At 68.9% G+C, this 15,900-nt stretch carries 19 protein-coding genes; 10 read left to right on the top strand and 9 right to left on the bottom strand.

Annotation, left to right across the window (positions count from 1 at the left end):
- The 3 genes from ABZ863_RS20445 to ABZ863_RS20435 all read right to left on the bottom strand — a co-directional run.
- On the bottom strand, nucleotides 1-201 hold a 201-nt coding region (locus tag ABZ863_RS20445; protein WP_358537866.1), incomplete at its 3' end, for a hypothetical protein.
- A gap of 260 nt (nucleotides 202-461) precedes the next feature.
- A complete protein-coding gene (locus ABZ863_RS20440) occupies nucleotides 462-1,478 on the bottom strand; it encodes a cytochrome d ubiquinol oxidase subunit II (RefSeq protein ID WP_358537863.1) in 1,017 nt (338 codons plus the stop codon).
- Nucleotides 1,475-2,848, bottom strand: coding sequence for a cytochrome ubiquinol oxidase subunit I (locus ABZ863_RS20435; RefSeq protein ID WP_358537860.1), 1,374 nt, complete (start codon nucleotides 2,846-2,848; stop codon nucleotides 1,475-1,477). Before ABZ863_RS20435 ends, ABZ863_RS20440 begins: the two co-directional genes overlap by 4 nt.
- Before the next feature lie 168 nt (nucleotides 2,849-3,016).
- Here ABZ863_RS20435 and ABZ863_RS20430 point away from each other — a divergent pair, with 168 nt between their 5' ends.
- The 8 genes from ABZ863_RS20430 to pqqE all read left to right on the top strand — a co-directional run bounded on the left by ABZ863_RS20430 (nucleotide 3,017) and on the right by pqqE (nucleotide 8,713).
- Nucleotides 3,017-3,406 carry a hypothetical protein gene (locus tag ABZ863_RS20430; RefSeq protein ID WP_358537857.1) on the top strand — a complete coding sequence of 130 codons (390 nt, stop codon included), beginning with the start codon at nucleotides 3,017-3,019 and terminating at the stop codon, nucleotides 3,404-3,406.
- A gap of 48 nt (nucleotides 3,407-3,454) precedes the next feature.
- Nucleotides 3,455-4,081, top strand: a complete 627-nt coding sequence (locus tag ABZ863_RS20425; protein WP_358537854.1) for a vitamin K epoxide reductase family protein — start codon at nucleotides 3,455-3,457, stop codon at nucleotides 4,079-4,081.
- A gap of 128 nt (nucleotides 4,082-4,209) precedes the next feature.
- Nucleotides 4,210-4,674, top strand: a complete 465-nt coding sequence (locus ABZ863_RS20420; RefSeq protein ID WP_358537852.1) for an MSMEG_3727 family PQQ-associated protein — start codon at nucleotides 4,210-4,212, stop codon at nucleotides 4,672-4,674.
- Nucleotides 4,675-4,687: 13 nt separating this feature from the next.
- Nucleotides 4,688-6,367 (top strand): PQQ-dependent dehydrogenase, methanol/ethanol family, encoded by a 1,680-nt coding sequence (locus ABZ863_RS20415; protein WP_358537849.1) that lies wholly within the window; start codon nucleotides 4,688-4,690, stop codon nucleotides 6,365-6,367.
- Nucleotides 6,368-6,458: 91 nt separating this feature from the next.
- The gene (pqqA, locus tag ABZ863_RS20410) at nucleotides 6,459-6,575 is read left to right on the top strand and encodes a pyrroloquinoline quinone precursor peptide PqqA (protein ID WP_358537847.1); all 117 of its coding nucleotides are present in this window, start codon (nucleotides 6,459-6,461) and stop codon (nucleotides 6,573-6,575) included.
- A gap of 78 nt (nucleotides 6,576-6,653) precedes the next feature.
- On the top strand, nucleotides 6,654-7,340 hold the full coding sequence (gene pqqC, locus ABZ863_RS20405) for a pyrroloquinoline-quinone synthase PqqC (protein WP_358537844.1): 687 nt from the start codon (nucleotides 6,654-6,656) through the stop codon (nucleotides 7,338-7,340).
- A 19-nt stretch (nucleotides 7,341-7,359) separates the two neighbouring features.
- On the top strand, nucleotides 7,360-7,629 hold the full coding sequence (gene pqqD / locus ABZ863_RS20400; RefSeq protein ID WP_358537841.1) for a pyrroloquinoline quinone biosynthesis peptide chaperone PqqD: 270 nt from the start codon (nucleotides 7,360-7,362) through the stop codon (nucleotides 7,627-7,629).
- The gene (gene pqqE / locus ABZ863_RS20395) at nucleotides 7,622-8,713 is read left to right on the top strand and encodes a pyrroloquinoline quinone biosynthesis protein PqqE (protein WP_358537838.1); all 1,092 of its coding nucleotides are present in this window, start codon (nucleotides 7,622-7,624) and stop codon (nucleotides 8,711-8,713) included. The genes pqqD and pqqE overlap by 8 nt, the downstream gene beginning before the upstream one ends.
- A 13-nt stretch (nucleotides 8,714-8,726) precedes the next feature.
- On the opposite strand, the gene ABZ863_RS20390 is transcribed toward pqqE, so the two are convergent.
- Nucleotides 8,727-9,284, bottom strand: coding sequence for a manganese efflux pump (locus tag ABZ863_RS20390; RefSeq protein WP_358537835.1), 558 nt, complete (start codon nucleotides 9,282-9,284; stop codon nucleotides 8,727-8,729).
- Between the two features lie 255 nt (nucleotides 9,285-9,539).
- Between ABZ863_RS20390 and ABZ863_RS20385 the strand changes: the two genes are divergently transcribed.
- Both ABZ863_RS20385 and ABZ863_RS20380 read left to right on the top strand, forming a co-directional pair.
- Nucleotides 9,540-10,109 (top strand): methyltransferase domain-containing protein, encoded by a 570-nt coding sequence (locus tag ABZ863_RS20385; RefSeq protein ID WP_358537832.1) that lies wholly within the window; start codon nucleotides 9,540-9,542, stop codon nucleotides 10,107-10,109.
- Nucleotides 10,110-10,119: 10 nt separating this feature from the next.
- Nucleotides 10,120-10,902 carry a fumarylacetoacetate hydrolase family protein gene (locus ABZ863_RS20380; RefSeq protein ID WP_358537829.1) on the top strand — a complete coding sequence of 261 codons (783 nt, stop codon included), beginning with the start codon at nucleotides 10,120-10,122 and terminating at the stop codon, nucleotides 10,900-10,902.
- Here ABZ863_RS20380 and ABZ863_RS20375 read toward each other — a convergent pair.
- The 5 genes from ABZ863_RS20375 to ABZ863_RS20355 all read right to left on the bottom strand — a co-directional run bounded on the left by ABZ863_RS20375 (nucleotide 10,899) and on the right by ABZ863_RS20355 (nucleotide 15,844).
- The gene (locus ABZ863_RS20375; protein ID WP_358537886.1) at nucleotides 10,899-11,666 is read right to left on the bottom strand and encodes a tyrosine-protein phosphatase; all 768 of its coding nucleotides are present in this window, start codon (nucleotides 11,664-11,666) and stop codon (nucleotides 10,899-10,901) included. The genes ABZ863_RS20380 and ABZ863_RS20375 overlap by 4 nt on opposite strands.
- 64 nt (nucleotides 11,667-11,730) lie before the next feature.
- Nucleotides 11,731-12,735, bottom strand: a complete 1,005-nt coding sequence (gene ligD, locus ABZ863_RS20370) for a non-homologous end-joining DNA ligase (RefSeq protein ID WP_358537827.1) — start codon at nucleotides 12,733-12,735, stop codon at nucleotides 11,731-11,733.
- The gene (locus ABZ863_RS20365) at nucleotides 12,732-13,811 is read right to left on the bottom strand and encodes an ATP-dependent DNA ligase (RefSeq protein WP_358537824.1); all 1,080 of its coding nucleotides are present in this window, start codon (nucleotides 13,809-13,811) and stop codon (nucleotides 12,732-12,734) included. Before ABZ863_RS20365 ends, ligD begins: the two co-directional genes overlap by 4 nt.
- A gap of 54 nt (nucleotides 13,812-13,865) precedes the next feature.
- Nucleotides 13,866-14,831 carry a sigma-70 family RNA polymerase sigma factor gene (locus tag ABZ863_RS20360; protein WP_358537821.1) on the bottom strand — a complete coding sequence of 322 codons (966 nt, stop codon included), beginning with the start codon at nucleotides 14,829-14,831 and terminating at the stop codon, nucleotides 13,866-13,868.
- On the bottom strand, nucleotides 14,813-15,844 hold the full coding sequence (locus ABZ863_RS20355) for a helix-turn-helix domain-containing protein (RefSeq protein WP_358537818.1): 1,032 nt from the start codon (nucleotides 15,842-15,844) through the stop codon (nucleotides 14,813-14,815). The genes ABZ863_RS20360 and ABZ863_RS20355 overlap by 19 nt, the downstream gene beginning before the upstream one ends.
- Nucleotides 15,845-15,900: the final 56 nt, after the last annotated feature.

The raw sequence follows: 15,900 nt of genomic DNA, 5'->3' as shown, positions 1-15,900 counted from the left end.
CGGGTTGAGGTTGAACATCTCCCGTATCAACGCCCCGACACCGGAACAGTTCAGTTCGGCAGGCAGCCCACGCGCCTCGATCTCCGCGATGAACGTCAACTCCCGGGCATAGGACTCCCGACGGCCCTGCTCCAACCCCCGCAGGCCGTCAACAAGTTCCTTATCCCCCAACGACATCGGGGAGATCACGCTCTCGCACACAAACACAGCCTACCACAAGACTCGAACATGTGTTCGACAAATCTGGTCGAGTGTTGTAGTCTGATCTCGTTGGACTGGGAAGGTGGTATGAACCAATGACGAGGAACTGCAGCAGTGGTTCTCGAGTGAGAAATCCTGTTTGGACTAGCTTATGCAGCAAGACCTCCGTGACCGTGGGCACGATCTTCCATCGCACTCGGACGGCGCTGTCGACGTGGTTCGCTGCGATCTGGTCCATGACGAGCCGGGCCGTCAGGGGTTCACCGTCGCGGTGGCTCGCTCGCCGCCGGGCTGTGCTGGAACAGCATGAACAACCACGCCAGCGACGGTATGAGCAGCAGTGCGCCCACGATGGTGCTCACGAGCACGACCCGCAGGACAGCCGGGTTCGCGGCGGCGGCGTCGATCGTGGTGTCGGGCGGGAGCAGCAACGGGTACTGGGCGGCGGCCCAGCCCCACAGCAGGGCGGTGACCGCGACAGCCGCGCTTCCGCGGGCGAGCACGTACCTGTCCATGAACAGCAGCGCCATCGAGCCAAGGCCCGCGACGATCGAGAGAATGACCAGCGGCAGGCCCGTACTCGTCAGGCCGGCGAAGAGCGCGGGTGCGTCGGCATGCAGCACCGCGATCCCGCCGAGCGCGAGCGCGCCCGCGACGACCGCGCTGCCGATAGCGCGGTGCCGGAACCCGCGCACCAGGTCGGGAGCCTGTGCCCGGCGCGCATCGGCGCAGAGGTACACCGCGGCAAGGTAAGCGCAGACCACGACTGCCAGCACGCCGGCGAACACCGAGGTGGGGTTCCACCAGCTCGTCACGAGATCCCCCTTCGCGATGCCGATGGGCACCCGCTCCGAGGCGATCCCGCCGGCCACCGCACCCAGGAAGAACGGGGTCAGCACCGACGAGGCGGCGAACGCGGCACCGAAGAGCCTCTGCAGGCCGAACTCCGTGCTGGCCTTGCGGAACGCGAACGCGGCGCCGCGGGCGATGATGCCCAGCGCCACCAGTGTCAGTGGAATGTACATTGTGGACGTAACCGAGGCGAAGACAGCAGGGAATGCCGACCAGCACAGCACGATCACGAAGATGAGCCAGACGTGATTGGCTTCCCACACCGGCCCGATCGACTCCTCGACGAGCCAGCGCTGCCGCGCCCCCCGGGCCGCGCGACCCGCGACCAGGTCCCAGAACCCGCCGCCGAAGTCCGCCCCGCCGAGCAGGACGTAACAGGTCAGGCCCACCCACATGAGGCTGATCAGCCAGTTCGCGAGGCTCATCCCGCCCGCTCCTGCTCGGCACTGGGTTCCTGCGGCGCCACCGGCAGCGGCGTTCTCGCCAGGCGCCGCATCACGTACACCGACGCGATGGTCAGCACCAGGTACACAATGCCGACCACGAGGAGGCCCACAGTCAGACCGGGCACCGGCGTGACCGCATCGGTGACACGGAGCTTGCCCCACACGATCCACGGCTGGCGGCCGACCTCGGTCGTCACCCAGCCGGCCTCCACCGCGATGGGTGCGGCGATACCTCCCGCAACGGCGGCGCGGGCGAACCACCGGGACGTCGGCAGCCGCCTGCGCCGCCACGCCACGATCCCGCACCAGCAGCCCAGCGCGACGAGGGCGAAACCGATCACCACCATGATCTGGAAGGACCAGTGGACGATGTTGACGGGCGGCCGGTCGCCCGGTGGGTACTCGGCCAGTCCGATGATGGTGGCGCGCGGGTTCCAGTGCGCCAGCAGCGACAAGGCGTTGGGGATCTCGATTGCGTAGCGCATCTCACCGTTGCTGTAGATGCCGCCGAGGTGCAGCGGAGCGCCCTGCTCCGTCCGGTACACGCCCTCGATGGCGGCAAGCTTGGCGGGCTGGTTGGTGGCCAGGAACTTGGCGGCCCAATCACCGACGAACACCTGGACCGGGGCGATCACCGCCGCGAACGTGAACGGGATCGTGAAGCCGAGCCGGTGGTAGCGGTCCCGCTTGCCGCGCAGCATCGCGGCCCCGTAGACGGCGGCCATGCCGAACCCGGCGACGAGAAACGCGGCGATGATCATGTGGACGGTCTGCGGGGGAGTCGCCGGATTGAACATCGCCCCCCATGGATCGACACCGACCACACGGCCGTTCTCCAGGTCGAAACCGGTGGGCTGGTTCATCCACGCGTTCGCGCACACCACGAAGAACGCCGAGGCCACCCCCGCCACGCACACCGGTATCCCGGTGAGCACGTGGACACGCGGCGGCAGCCGGTCCCAGGCGTAGAGGTAGATGCCGAGGAAGATCGCCTCGATGAAGAACGCAAAGCCCTCCAGAGTGAACGGGAGCCCGATCACCTGCCCGTAGGTCTGCATGAGGCCGGGCCACAGCACCCCCATCTCGAAGCTGAGGATCGTGCCGGACACGGCACCGACCGCGAACAACACGCCCATGGCCTTCGCCCACCGGTGCGCGAGTGTGCGGTACAGCTCGTCGCCGGTGCGCAGCCAGCGCCACTCGGCGAACACCGTGATCGCCGGCATGCCGACGCCGAAGCACGCCAGGATGATGTGCCAGCCGAGCGACAGTCCCATCTGCGTCCGCGCGGCCGCCAGGTCGGCTGGGGTCGCCGCCTCGGCCAGGATGTGCAAGGCGTTCACGGCCACGCTGGCGCATACCCCGTGTTCGAGCAGGGAAACGCGCGGGCCTTGGCAGGTGAACGCATGGCGTGAGGTCCAATGCTCCCTTCGTGTTTGGCTGTTCAACACATGGGGTAGTCCCTGATTCCCAAAGGCAGGTAAAGCGATGGGTGGTGATGGGTAATGGAGTGGACGGTGCAGGACGCCACTGACCTGGCCGGACTGCGGCGGTGGGTACGGGGTGTGCTCGGCGAATACCACCCACGCGCCGTGAGCGATGGGGAGCTGCTGGTGAACGAGCTGGCCACGCTCGCGCTCACGAGTGGCACCGGGCCGTACCGGGTTCGGCTGCTGCACGAGCCGAACCGTTGCCTGCGCGTGGAGCTGGCGCGGCCAGCGGCGCTATCGGCCCCGGTCACCCTGCTGCAACGATGCGGTGTCGAGCTGGTGTACCGGCTCGCCAGCGCCGGCAACCTCGACGAGACCGGCGAGCAGACACTGAGGGTCGAGTTCGACCTCTCCGGTGCCGAGCTCGTCGTCCTGTCCACCCCTGCCCGCCCCGGCCGCCAGGCCCGCCTGCGCTAGCGTCGTGGGTGTCGCGATGGTCGAGTGGGGGAAGAGGAGAGCCGGGGCATGTCCGTGTCGGTTGCGCAGCCGGTTGTTGAAAGTCGTGTCCCCACCCGCCTCGTCTCCATAGTCGCCTGGGTACTGACCGTCGGCGGCATCATCGGTTCCGTGGCGGCCTTCGTGCTCACGGTGGAGAAGATCGCCCTGCTGGAGAACCCGTTCTACCAGCCGTCGTGCTCGATCGACGCGACGCTGTCCTGCGGCTCGGTCATGCAGAGTGCGCAGGCCGCGGCGTTCGGGTTCCCGAACCCGATCCTCGGTGTGGCCGGGTTCCCGATCGTCACCACAGTCGGGGTCGCCCTGCTCGCCGGCGCCAGGCTGCCGCGGTGGTTCTGGCTCGGCCTGCAGGCGGGCACGCTTTTCGGCGTTGGCTTCGTGCACTGGCTCATCACGCAGAGTCTCTACGAGATCGGCGCGCTGTGCCCGTACTGCCTGGCCGTGTGGGCGGTCACGATTCCGATCTTCTGGTACACCACGGTGCACAACCTCGCGGCCGGCTACCTGCCCGGCGGCCGTGCCCTCGGCGAGGTCCTGGCGCGGCGGCATCTGGCTCCGCTGCTGTTCTGGCTCCTGCTGATCGTGATCCTGGTGCTGCAGCGGTTCTGGTCCTACTTCTCCGGCCTGGTCAGCTGAGCCGCCCACGCCGCCAGCTCCATTGTGGACAGGCGTTGAATCGCCGAGTGCGCGGGCTGACTTGACCCCGAAAGTGGCGGGTCGCACACTCGAACTGAGGTGAAGATATCGGCTGGGAGGTGGAGCCGATGACAAGCACCGCAGACGAGCGTTCCGTCGCATTGCACGAGCTCGGGCTGGACAAGCAGAACAAAGCGACGTTGGGCCGCGTGCTCGCAACCGGAAACATCGGGCATGCCGAGGAGGGGCCGCAGGGCCGCATGCGCGGGCAGGTACGTATCCCGCCCGATGAGCTGATCTGGGACCCGTCGATCCTGGTGATGCCCCATGGCGGCGACCTCGACCTCGAGGTCGTCAATGACGACACGAACACGCACTGCGCGCACTTGCCGAGCAATGGCGACAACAAATGGATGTGGTTGCCGGTCTATTCCCGCGGAATGGTCACCCTCAACCTCGATGGCCCCGGCTACTACTGGTTCAGCTCCAATATCGGTAACGATGAAGGCCGCGGCCTGATTGGCGCGATCGTCGTTTTGGGCGATGCGCCGCAGGGGGCCCGCCTCGACCGGCCAGACCAGCCACGGCCATAGAAAGGAACGGGCGATGACGGAATACGTAGAGGCCCGGCCCGTCAACTTCTCGGATTTGAGCGCCGTGGTGGGTAGTGCACCGAACGTGACACAGAACGTCACCTACGAGCGCATTCTCAATGCTCCATCGGAACCGCACAACTGGCTCACCTACTACGGCAACTACAACGGGCAGCGCTACAGCCTGTTGGATCAGATCAACACCGACAACGTCAAGCGGCTCACGCCCGCATGGGTGTTCCAGTTCGGCGCCGCGGGCATGCACGCCGGGCCGTCGACGTACGCCTTCGAGGCTGCGCCGATCATCGTGGACGGCGTCATGTACGTCGCGGGCTGGGACGGCTGGGTCTGGGCCATCGACGCCAGAAACGGGCAGACCCTGTGGGTCTACAAGCACGCGATCCCGTTCGATACCTCGCTCTGCTGCGGCAACGTGAACCGCGGCGTCGCGGTCGCGAGGGGGAAGGTCTTCGTCGTCACGCTGAACGCGCACATCATCGCGCTCGACGCGATCACCGGAAAGGCTGTCTGGGACAGCACCTATGGTGACGTGCGGGCAGGGGAGAGCGCCACGGTCGCACCGCTCGTGGTGAAGAACCTGGTGATCGTGGGCAGCTCCGGCGGAGAGTTCGGCGTACGCGGCCACCTCGATGCCTTCGACATGGACAGCGGCGAGCACGTCTGGCGTTGCTACATGGTGCCGAAGCCGGGTGAGCCGGGGGCGGAGACCTGGCCTTCCGACGGCGAGGCCTGGGCGCGCGGCGGCGGCAACACCTGGATCACGAGCACCTTCGACCCGGAGACCAACCTGCTCTACGTGGGCACCGGAAACCCCGGCCCCGACTTCGACGGAGAGGTGCGGCCCGGCGACAACCTCTACACCGACAGCGTGGTGGCCGTCGATGTCGACAGCGGACGGATCCGGTGGCACTACCAGTGCACGCCGCACGACCTGTGGGACTACGACTCCGTGATGGAGTGCATCCTGTTCGACCAGGGCGACCGGAAGCTGTTGGCCCACTTCGACAAGAACGGGTACTGCTTCATCCTGGACCGGACCAACGGTGAGCTCGTCCGGACGTTCCCGTTCGGCGAACGCATCACGTGGGGTGAGATCACCGCTGACGGCAAGGTCACCCCGAAGGTGTACCCCGATAAGGAGGGTGAGCCGGTCCACTTCTGGCCGGGACCTGCGGGAGCCAAGGAATGGACGCACGCGGCCTACAACCCGAGGACGGAGCTCTTCTACGTCCCCGTGCAGGACGTCGGTGCGGAAGTCACGCGGCGCCGCAGGCAGTTCAAGGAAAGCATCCCTTATTGGGGTGCGAGCGTCAGCGTGGATGCCGAGGACATGCGCGGATACGTGAAGGCCTTCGACGCGGAGGGCAACGAGGCGTGGCGGTGGGCCAGCAAGTGGCCGATCTCGTCGTCGGTGCTCGCCACGGCAGGCGATCTCGTGTTCGTCGGCGAACCGTCGGGTGAGTTCAACGCTTTCCACGCGCGCACCGGGGAACTGCTGTGGCAGTTCCAGACCGGCAGCGGGCACCACAGCAACCCGAGCACCTACAGCGTCGACGGACGGCAGTACATCGCCGTGCCGGTCGGCTGGGGCGCGTGGGTCGAGGGGTTCGCGCCCGGGATGCTGGGCGGTCAGCACGGCGACGCTCTCTTCGCCTTCGCTCTTCCGGAATAGCACTAGTGCCGAATCTTCGCCTCGATCTCACAAGTGACCGGAATGGGCCGCGACGGGAAATGCCGAGCCGAGCCACGAGCACGGAAAGGAGGTGAAAACAGTGGAATCTGTTGTCGCTCGGTCTCAATCCTGCGAATGGGAGGCCCCCGAGTTCGAGGAATTCGAGTGCGCGCCTGAAGTGACGATGTACGTCGCTCGGCTGGACTAATGCACACTTCGTATGGCGCAGGGGTGCCGGGGCTGTATCCCGCCGCCCTTGCGTCATCAGGCAGCTCACGGTGTCGCGATGACAGCAACGGAAACCGACCGCTTCGTGGCGGCGTTGCGCGCCCAGTCACAGCGCTACCACGATCAACATCCCTTCCAGGTAAGGATGAACGAGGGCCGGTTGAGCCGCCGCCAGATACGGGGCTGGGTCGCCAACCGCTTCTACTACCAGGCGAACATCCCCCGCAAGGATGCCGCGATCCTCGCCAACTGTCCCGATCGTGAGGTGCGCCGTCGATGGGTGCGGCGCATCCTCGACCACGATGGCACCAGCAGCGGGGAGGGGGGCATCGAGGCGTGGCTGCGGCTGAGCGAGGCGGTGGGGCTGACGCGTGAGGAGGTGTCCGACGAACGTCATCTGGTGCCCGGGGTGCGGTTCGCCGTCGACGCGTACGTGACGTTCGCCCGTACCCGGCCGTGGGTCGAGGCGGTGGCGTCCTCGCTGACCGAGCTCTTCGCGCCGGGGCTGATGACCGAGCGGCTCGCCGCACTCGAGCGTTGCTACCCGTGGATCGACCGCCACGGCCTCACCTACTTCCGGGCCCGGCTGGTGCAGGCTCCCCGGGACGCCGAACACGCACTGGAGGTGGTGACCTCGCATTGCCGGTCAGCAGAGGAACAGCAACGCGCAGTGGCCGCACTGTCCTTCAAAAACGATGTTCTCTGGGGAATGCTGGATGCCATCGACCGAGCCTATTCCGAGTGATCCCGCTACCGAGCCGCCCGTGCACTGGTCGGGCCGGCCCCGGCTGGCGCCCTATGTGCGGCTGACGTTCGACCGGGCCAGGGAGCGGCATGTGCTGCTGGGGCCCGAGGCGGTCGCGGTGCTGAACCGGACGGGCGCGGACATTCTCGGCCTGTGCGACGGACAGCGGACCGTCGCGGACATCGTGGCGGAGCTGCGGCGCCGATACAATCGGGTGGTCGACGACGAGGTGCAGCGTTTCCTCGCGCGGCTCGTAGACAAGCGGTACGTGGAGATCAGCCATGGATAAACCCTTCGGGTTGCTGGCAGAGCTCACCTACAGCTGCCCCCTGGCCTGCACCTACTGCTCGAACCCGCTCAACCTCGCCGGCTACACCGACGAACTGACGACGGCCGAATGGCAACGGGTGCTGGCCGAGGCGCAGGCGCTTGGTGTTCTGCAACTCCACCTGTCAGGCGGTGAACCACTTCTGCGTCGTGACCTCGTGACGCTCGTAGCGACCGCCAGCGAACTCGGCCTCTACACGAACCTCATCACCAGCGCGATCGGGTTCTCGCAGCGCAGGGCGGAACAGCTCAAGGCCGCCGGTCTCGATCATGTCCAGATCAGCATCCAGGCGGACGAGCCGGCGGCCTCCGACCGGATCGCCGGCATCGCCTCCTTCCACCGCAAGGTCGAGGCGGCGCGGCTGGTGAAAAAGCTGGGCTGGCCGCTCACCGTGAACGTGGTGCTACACAAGCAGAACATCGACCGGATCGCTGACATCCTGCGGCTGGCCGAGGAACTGGCGGCCGACCGGCTCGAACTGGCCAACACGCAGTACTACGGCTGGGCGTTGCGTAACCGCGGCGCGCTCCTGCCCAGCAGGGACCAGCTCGACCGGGCGGAGGAGGTCGTGCGCGCCGCGCGGGCGCGCCTGGCCGGCACGATGGATGTCGTCTATGTCCTGCCCGACTACTACAGCCGGTATCCCAAACCGTGCATGGGTGGGTGGGGTGCGCAGCAGCTGACCATCGCACCCAACGGCGATGTCCTGCCCTGCCCCGCCGCGCACGCGCTTCCCCTTCCCCGCGCGAGTGTGCGCACGGAGTCGCTGGCGTGGATCTGGGCGGAATCGCCGCTGTTCCAACGTTTCCGGGGGACGGACTGGATGCCGCAGCCGTGCCGCGGCTGTCCACGCCGCGAGATCGACTTCGGCGGCTGCCGTTGCCAGGCCTTCTACCTCACCGGCGACGCCGCCCGCACCGATCCGGTCTGTCATCTCTCACCGGACCACGGCATCGTGACGGCGGCGGTGCGGGCCGCCAACGAGCCGACGAGGCCACGTGACCCCGTGCTCGTCCCGCGCACACACCGGGCGCGCTCCCGGTAGGGAATGGCTGGGCTCAACCACCTCCCAGCTCCAGCGGGAGAACGAACGCCATGACGACGAGCGCAATGCCGCTCAGCAGATCGGCGCGAATGCGGATGAGGCGACCGGTGACCCGCCCAATGCACAACCCGGCAAACGACATCACGGTGGTCGTGGCGGCGAACACCGCGGCCGACAGCGCAGGAGGGAACCCGAACAACCCCAGACTCGTGCCGGCGAGCAGGTTGTCCAGGCTCAGCGACAGCGGAATGCCGAACAGCGCCCACGGATGGTCGATCTCCTCCGGCGCCTCCGTCCGGAAGGAACGGACGAGAAGGTACACACCGTACAGAAACATCGCGGCAGGCCCGGCATAGCGGATGAACTGGCCGACGGCCTCATGGCCGACAACCTGGTCGACGTAGTGCCCGAGCAGCACGCCCACCAGCGGCGCCAGTCCGTCCCAGATCCCGAACATCACGGCGACCTGAACGGCGCGGTGCCAGCTGAACGGGAGTGTCCCGAGCGCGATTGAGGCCCGGAAGTTGTCCAGGCTCAGGAAGAAGCCGAGGGCAAGAATCTCGACGATCATGTGATCCCCGATCGCTGTAACCCGCCTGCGCTGCTGGGCAACTCGCCTCCCAGTACCTCCATAGTCCAGCTCGGGGGTTCGGCCCGGAAGACGCGGCGCCGGGAAGTGTTGTCGTCGCGGCACTGTCGCTAGTGGACTCGAAAAGTCACGTGTGGACAGCTCGGTAGTTATTCACCGCGGGCGCTACCGTGTTGGCATGTGCCGCATCGACTACGTGATCGCACAGAAGCCGGCAGGCGGCACGGGTGACCAGCCGTGACGGAGCCGGACCACGATCGGCTGCGCTGGAACGAGCGGTACGTGACCTCCGTGCCGGAGTTCGCCGCGCATCCCCTCCTCGACGTGGCGATGCGAACCGGTTTCCCCGCCGGGCCCGTGCTCGAACTGGCCTGCGGCCGGTCGGGCAGTGCGCTCGCGCTCGCGGCGGCGGGCCGTGCCGTGGTGGCGGTGGACGTGTCCGACGTCGCGCTCGGCCAGCTGGCCGCCGAGGCAGCGCGGCGCGGGCTCGCGGACTCGATCGACTGCGTGCGCGCCGATCTACTGCGCTACGCCCCTGGGCAGGAGTGCTACGCCTTCGTCCTGGCCACTCGGTACTGGGAGCCGACTGTCTTCGCGGCGGCGTGCAGCGCTGTCACGCAGGGTGGCCTGATCGCCTGGGAAGCACTGGCGCTGGCACCCGGTGCGAGCGCGGCGCAGCGCTGGCACGTCCGGCACGGCGAACTGAGCTCCCTGCTGCCGTCCCGCTTCGACGTCCTCACCGAGGACGTGGTCGCATCGGGTGAGCGCTACACCACGAGGCTGCTCGCACGCGCACGCCGCGGATAGGGTTCGGCGCATGACGACCTGGACCGTCGATCGTGCCGTGACCGAGCTGCTCGACCGGGAGACCACACGCCGCACCGGCGGCCGGATCACCGACGAGTGGCCGGAGCTGGACCTCGCCACGGGTTACGAGGTGCAGGACGCAGTGCTACGCCGCAAGGTCGAGGCCGGGCAGACCGTCGTCGGGGTGAAGCTCGGGCTCACCTCCCGCGCCAAGCAGGAGCGGATGGGCATCGACTCCCCGCTGACGGCGTGGTTGACCGATGCGATGGTGCTGCCCGTGGGGGCGCCCGTGCCGCTGGACGAGCTCATCCATCCGCGTGTCGAACCCGAGATCGTCTTCGTGCTGGGGGAGCGGCTCCGCGGGCCTGGTGTGACGGCGGCGACCGCGCTTGCGGCCGTGCGCAGCGTGCATGCCGGGCTGGAGGTCATCGACAGCCGCTACACCGACTTCAGCTTCGCCCTGCCCGATGTCGTTGCGGACAACGCATCGTCGGCGCGGTTCGTGGTGGGCGGCAAGGCCGTGCCGCCGCAGCGGCTCGACCTCGCGCTGGAGGCGTGCCTGCTCGAGGTCGGCGGCAAGGTCGTGGCCACGGCGACGGGCGCCGCTGTGCAGGGACATCCGGCGGAGGCGCTGGCACTGGCAGCGAACGCGCTCGGGCGCAGGGGCGTCGCGTTGGAGGCCGGCTGGGTGGTGCTGACCGGCGGCCTCACCGATGCGGTGTTCGTCGAACCCGGCGCCACCGTCACCGCCGAGTTCGCCTCCCTCGGCTCCCTCTCGGTGACAGCGCGCTAGTTGCGGAGCTTGGCGCGCAGCCCGGCGGTCTCGTCGGCGGTGAACCCGTTGGCCTGCAGCCACTCGTGGACTCCGCCGTAGCGGGCATCGACCTGCTCGAGGAACTCGGCCATCGACTCCGGGCGTGGCGTGTGCCGGTCCAGCGACACCTTCGCGACGTCCGCGGCGTACGTGGTCGTCGCGAGCAGCCGTTCCAGGATCGCCTCGATGCGCTCGGCGGTGGCCGCGTAGTCGCGCACGATGGCGTCGCGGCGGGCACCCGCGACGCTCAGCGCGAACGCCACGATGACCCCCGTTCGGTCCTTGCCTGCGGCGCAGTGCACCAGCGCGGCGCCCGGTGAGCCCGCGATCGCACGCAACGCGCCGACGATGCTGTCCGGTCGCTGCTCGACGTAGCCGAGATAGTGCGCGGACATGTGGTCGCCGTCGTAGCGCTCCCGGTCCTCCCGCCGCTGTGTCAGCAGCGCGTCGGGTTGTGTGGCGTCCCGCGCATGATCCGGTAGCAGCGAGTGGTGGACGTGGGCGACGTGGTCGTACTTCGTCAGCGGCCCGGGCCCCTCCGACGCGACCTCCGAGGCCGTGCGCAGGTCGACGACGGTACTCAGGCCGATCGTGCCGACGAGGTAGGCCACGTCCGTCTGGGACAGATCCTGCAGGTTGTCCGCACGGAGCAAGCGGTTGCGCGCGGTCGAGCCGCCGTCGTCGGTCGGCAGGCCACCGATGTCACGGATGTTGACAGCACCTTCGAGTTCCAGCCACAGCACGACGCCCAGTCTCGCAGACACCGGGCCTCCGCGTCCCTCAGCGCGGGCAACCAGCGGGCTAACTTCAGGTGCGCTTGGCGCGGCTCGGGGCGACCCGCGGTGGTTCGTTGGGCTGCTTGGGATACACCGGCGGCCACGGCGCGTCCATGAGCCCGCCGGCCAGGTCGCGGCGGGACCAGGCGAGCAGCGGCTCCAGCGACTGGGGCCGCTCGTCCGCGCCGGCCCACGGGTCGCCGTGCTCGGCCACGCGTGCGGGCACGGTGGCGATCGTGAGCGTGCCGGGTTCGATGCCGTCCAGCTCGTCCCAGCCGATCGGGGTCGACACCTGCGCGCCGGTCCGTGGCCGCACGCACCACGCGCCGAACACCGTCTTGTGTGGAGCGTTCTGGTTGAAGTCGACGAACACGCGGGCGCCGCGCTCCTCCTTCCACCACTGGGCGGTGATGAGGTCGGGGTGCCTGCGTTCCAGCTCGCGGGCCAGCGCGACCGCCGCCGCGCGCACCTCGTAGCCGTCCCAGCGCGGTTCCAGGCGCACGTAGAGATGGAGACCGCGGGAGCCGGTCGTCTTCAGCAACGCCTCGATGCCCAGCTCGCCGAGCAGCTCCCGCGCGTGCCAGGCCGTCTGCCGGACCTGCTCGAACGACACACCGGGGGACGGATCGAGGTCGATCCGCAGCTCGTCGGTGACCTCCGGGGTCGCGGCGCGGTACGGCCACACGTGGAAGCCGAGGCAACCGAGGTTGACGGCCCACACGATGTGCGCGAGGTCGGCGGCGACGAGCGCGTCACTCGTGGTGCCGTTGGGCGTCGACACGACGGTCGTGCGCAGCCACTCCGGCACCGCCTTCGGCACCCGCTTCTGGAACCACGACTTGCCGCCCGCACCCGCGGGGTAGCGCTCCATCAGCAGCGGGCGCCCGCCGAGCGCGGTGAGCAGCGGCCCGGCGACGGCCTGGTAGTAGCGCACCAGGTCCAGCTTGGTCTCGCCGCGTTCCGGGAAGAACACCTTGTCCGGATTGGACACCGGAACCTCGGTGCCGCCGACGTCGAGGCTCACCGATTCGGTCATGGGGAGGGCACCTCCGCGAAGAGTGCCGCCAGCTCGGCGGGCGGCACCTCGTCCAGCTGGGCATACGTACACGACTCCGGCAGGCGGTCCGGCCGGAACCGGACGAGCCTGCCACCGTGCCGGAGCCGCCCCGCCTGCAGGTGCTCGTAACGCACCTCGGCGACCAGTTCCGGCCGCAGTGGTTCCCACGACAGGTCCTTGCCTGCGCTCCACCGGCTCATCCCGCCGGGCATGCGGCCACCGGCCTGCGCCTGTGCGTCGGCCCAGGCGTGCCACGGATGGCCGGCGAGCGCGTTCTCCCGCAGCGGCGCCAGCTCGCCGACGAGCTCGGCGCGGCGGGCCGCGGTGAACGCGCTCGCGACGCCGACGTGGTGCAGGGTGCCGGTGTCGTCGTAGAGGCCGAGCAGCAGTGAACCAACACCCTTGCCGTCCTTGTGCCAGCGAAACCCGGCCACCACGCAGTCGGCGGTGCGCTCGTGCTTGACCTTCCACATGACGCGGCGATCCTGCTCATAGGGCGACTCGGGCGACTTCGCCATCACCCCGTCGAACCCGGCCCCCTCGAACCGGGTGAACCAGTCCTGCGCGACGTCGGGATCGGCGGTGAGCGGTGTGAGGTGTACCCGCGACGGCGCGGTGCCGAGGATGGCCTCGAGTGCCCGGCGGCGCTGCCGGAACGGTTGCCGCGTGAGGTCGTCGTCGCCCAGTGCGAGCAGGTCGAACGCCACGAAGCTGGCCGGCGTCTCGGCCGCGAGCTTGCGGACGCGCGATGCGGCCGGGTGCAGGCGCAGCTGCAGTGTGTCGAAATCCAGGCCGGAGCCGGTGACCATGACGATCTCCCCGTCCACGACGCAGCGGGGAGGCAACGCCGCGGCCAGCAGCTCGGCGAGCTCGGGGAAGTACCGCGTCAGCGGGCGGTCGTTACGCGAGCCGAGCTCGATCTCGGCGCCGTCGCGGAACACGACACAGCGGAACCCGTCCCATTTCGGCTCGTAGAGCAGCCCCGGCGCGCGCGGCAGCTCGCGCACGAGCGTGGCGAGCATCGGCTTCACCGGCGGCATCACGGGCAGATCCACGAGCCGATCCTATGACCTGGGACAACGCGGGGCACCCCCGGCGCGGAGGTGACTCTAGCCCGCCCAGGCGAGCAGCGGGCCGCTGTGCTCGGGATCGCGCAGCCGCTCCAGCGCCCGCTCCTCCAGCGAGCGCACCCGCTTGCGGGTGATCCCGAGGCGCTGGGCGACATCCGGCACGCTGTGCGTCCTGCCGTCGGTCAGCCCGTAGCGCAGCGAGACGACCGTGGCCTCGGCCGGTGCCAGACCGCCCAGCGCGACGTCCAGCTCCGCCGCCAGCTCGGCGTTCTCGAACGCCTCGGCGACACCGGGCACCGAACCCGCGGTCACCAGGTCGCCGAGCCGCAGCTCGCCGTCGTCGTCGACCGGAACGTCCAGGCTCACGCTCGGCTGCCCGGCCCGCCGAAGCTCCACCACCTTCTCGACGGTCAGCCCGGCCGCCGCGGCGAGTTCCTCCACGGTGGGCTCCTGCTGGTCCCGCGCTGTCAGGGTGCGCTGCAGCCGGTCGAGCTTGGCGAGCTGCTCGGCGGTGTGCATGGGCAGGCGGATGGTGTTGCTGTGGAAGGCGTTGCCGCGCTGAATCGCCTGCCGGATCCACCACATGGCGTAGGTGGAGAACTTGAATCCCTTGGCGTAGTCGAACTTCTCGACGGCGTGAATGAGGCCGAGGTTGCCCTCCTGGATCGCGTCCAGCAACGGCAGCCCGGTGTTCCTGCTCCTGCGCGCGGCCGTGACGACCAGGCGGAGGTTGGCGCGGATCATGTGGTCCCTGGCGAGCGCGCCGTCCCTGGCGAGTGCCTCCAACTCCCGGCGGGGATGCGCCAGCGCCCGGCCACCGGCGTCGGCCTGCCGGATCAGCTCGGCGGCGTACACACCCGCCTCGATCCGCTTGGCCAGCTCGATCTCCTGCGCTGCGGTGAGCAGCGGCGTCTTGCCGATCTCGTCGAGGTAGGCTCGAACCAGATCGGTGGTGTCACCGTCGCCGGCGCGCCGCCGGCGTGCGGTCAATGCGGCGTTGGCCAATCGTTGTCACCTCTTCCCAATCCGACAACGTTTTTCATTCCACGGAAATTCCGCGGGCCGAACGTGCCGCGATAGGTGCTCGGTGACACGCCGAGCGCAGTGTGCAGGTGCTGGCGCAGAGAGGCCGACGTGCCGAAGCCGGCATCCTCGGCGACGCGTTCCACCGGCAGGTCGGTCTCCTCCAAGAGCTGCCGTGCCCGTTCCAGCCGCTGCTGGGTGAGCCACTGTCCCGGTGAGAGCCCGACCTCCTCCCGGAAGCGGCGGGTGAACGTCCGCACGCTCATGGCCGCCCGGCCGGACAGCTCCTGCAGTGACAGCGGCCGGTGCAGTTGCTGCAGGGCCCAGGCCCTGGCCGCGCCCGTGGCGAAGATGCCGGGCTCGGCCACCGGCCGGGGGATGTACTGTGCCTGGCCGCCGTCCCGGTGCGGCGGCACGACGGTCCGCCGTGCCACGTCGTTGGCCACGGCTGCGCCGTGATCGCGGCGGATCAGGTGCAGGCACAGGTCCATTCCGGACGCTTCGCCCGCGGAGGTGAGGATGTCGCCGTCGTCGGTGTAGAGGACGTCCGGGTCGAGCTCGACGGCCGGGTACAGGCGGCGGAACCGCTCCACGGCCTGCCAGTGAGTGGTGGCGCGGCGCCCGTCGAGCAGGCCGGCGGCCGCCAGCACGAACGCGCCCGTGCAGATCGAGGCGAGGCGGGTGCCTGGCCGGATCCGCGCGAATGCGGCCGCCAGCGGGGCGCCGAGCCGGCCCTCGGTCTCGGTGTCGTCCGGCTCGTGCGTTGCCGGGACGACCACTGTGCGCGCGTCCTCCAGTGCCTCCGGTCCGTGCGTGACCTGGATCGCGAAGTCGGCGTCGGTACGTACCGCACCCGGGACGAGCGTGCAGGTCACCACGTCGTAAAGCGGTTCGCCCGCCGCGGAGCGGGCCGTACCGAACAGCTGGTGGACCAGCCCCAGCTCGAGTGGCATGACGCCGTGCCGGACGAGGACGGCCACGCGGTGCGGTGTCATGGCCCGATTCTTTCACATGATGTCCAACAGGTCACTCGTCATGATCCGGCTGTACG

The sequence above is a fragment of the Saccharomonospora sp. NPDC046836 genome, assembly GCF_040645195.1.
Lineage (GTDB): Bacteria > Actinomycetota > Actinomycetes > Mycobacteriales > Pseudonocardiaceae > Prauserella_A.
The sequence above is the reverse complement of the archived record's forward strand: the minus strand, read 5'-3'. Positions and strand labels throughout refer to the sequence as shown.

Coding starts and splice junctions, on each gene's coding strand:
- ABZ863_RS20440 (WP_358537863.1), bottom strand. CDS start 1,478: ATGAGCCTCGCGAACTGGCTGATCAGCCTCATGTGGGTGGGCCTGACC.
- ABZ863_RS20425 (WP_358537854.1), top strand. CDS start 3,455: ATGTCCGTGTCGGTTGCGCAGCCGGTTGTTGAAAGTCGTGTCCCCACC.
- ABZ863_RS20420 (WP_358537852.1), top strand. CDS start 4,210: ATGACAAGCACCGCAGACGAGCGTTCCGTCGCATTGCACGAGCTCGGG.
- ABZ863_RS20415 (WP_358537849.1), top strand. CDS start 4,688: ATGACGGAATACGTAGAGGCCCGGCCCGTCAACTTCTCGGATTTGAGC.
- pqqC (WP_358537844.1), top strand. CDS start 6,654: ATGACAGCAACGGAAACCGACCGCTTCGTGGCGGCGTTGCGCGCCCAG.
- pqqE (WP_358537838.1), top strand. CDS start 7,622: ATGGATAAACCCTTCGGGTTGCTGGCAGAGCTCACCTACAGCTGCCCC.
- ABZ863_RS20390 (WP_358537835.1), bottom strand. CDS start 9,284: ATGATCGTCGAGATTCTTGCCCTCGGCTTCTTCCTGAGCCTGGACAAC.
- ABZ863_RS20380 (WP_358537829.1), top strand. CDS start 10,120: ATGACGACCTGGACCGTCGATCGTGCCGTGACCGAGCTGCTCGACCGG.
- ligD (WP_358537827.1), bottom strand. CDS start 12,735: ATGACCGAATCGGTGAGCCTCGACGTCGGCGGCACCGAGGTTCCGGTG.
- ABZ863_RS20355 (WP_358537818.1), bottom strand. CDS start 15,844: ATGACACCGCACCGCGTGGCCGTCCTCGTCCGGCACGGCGTCATGCCA.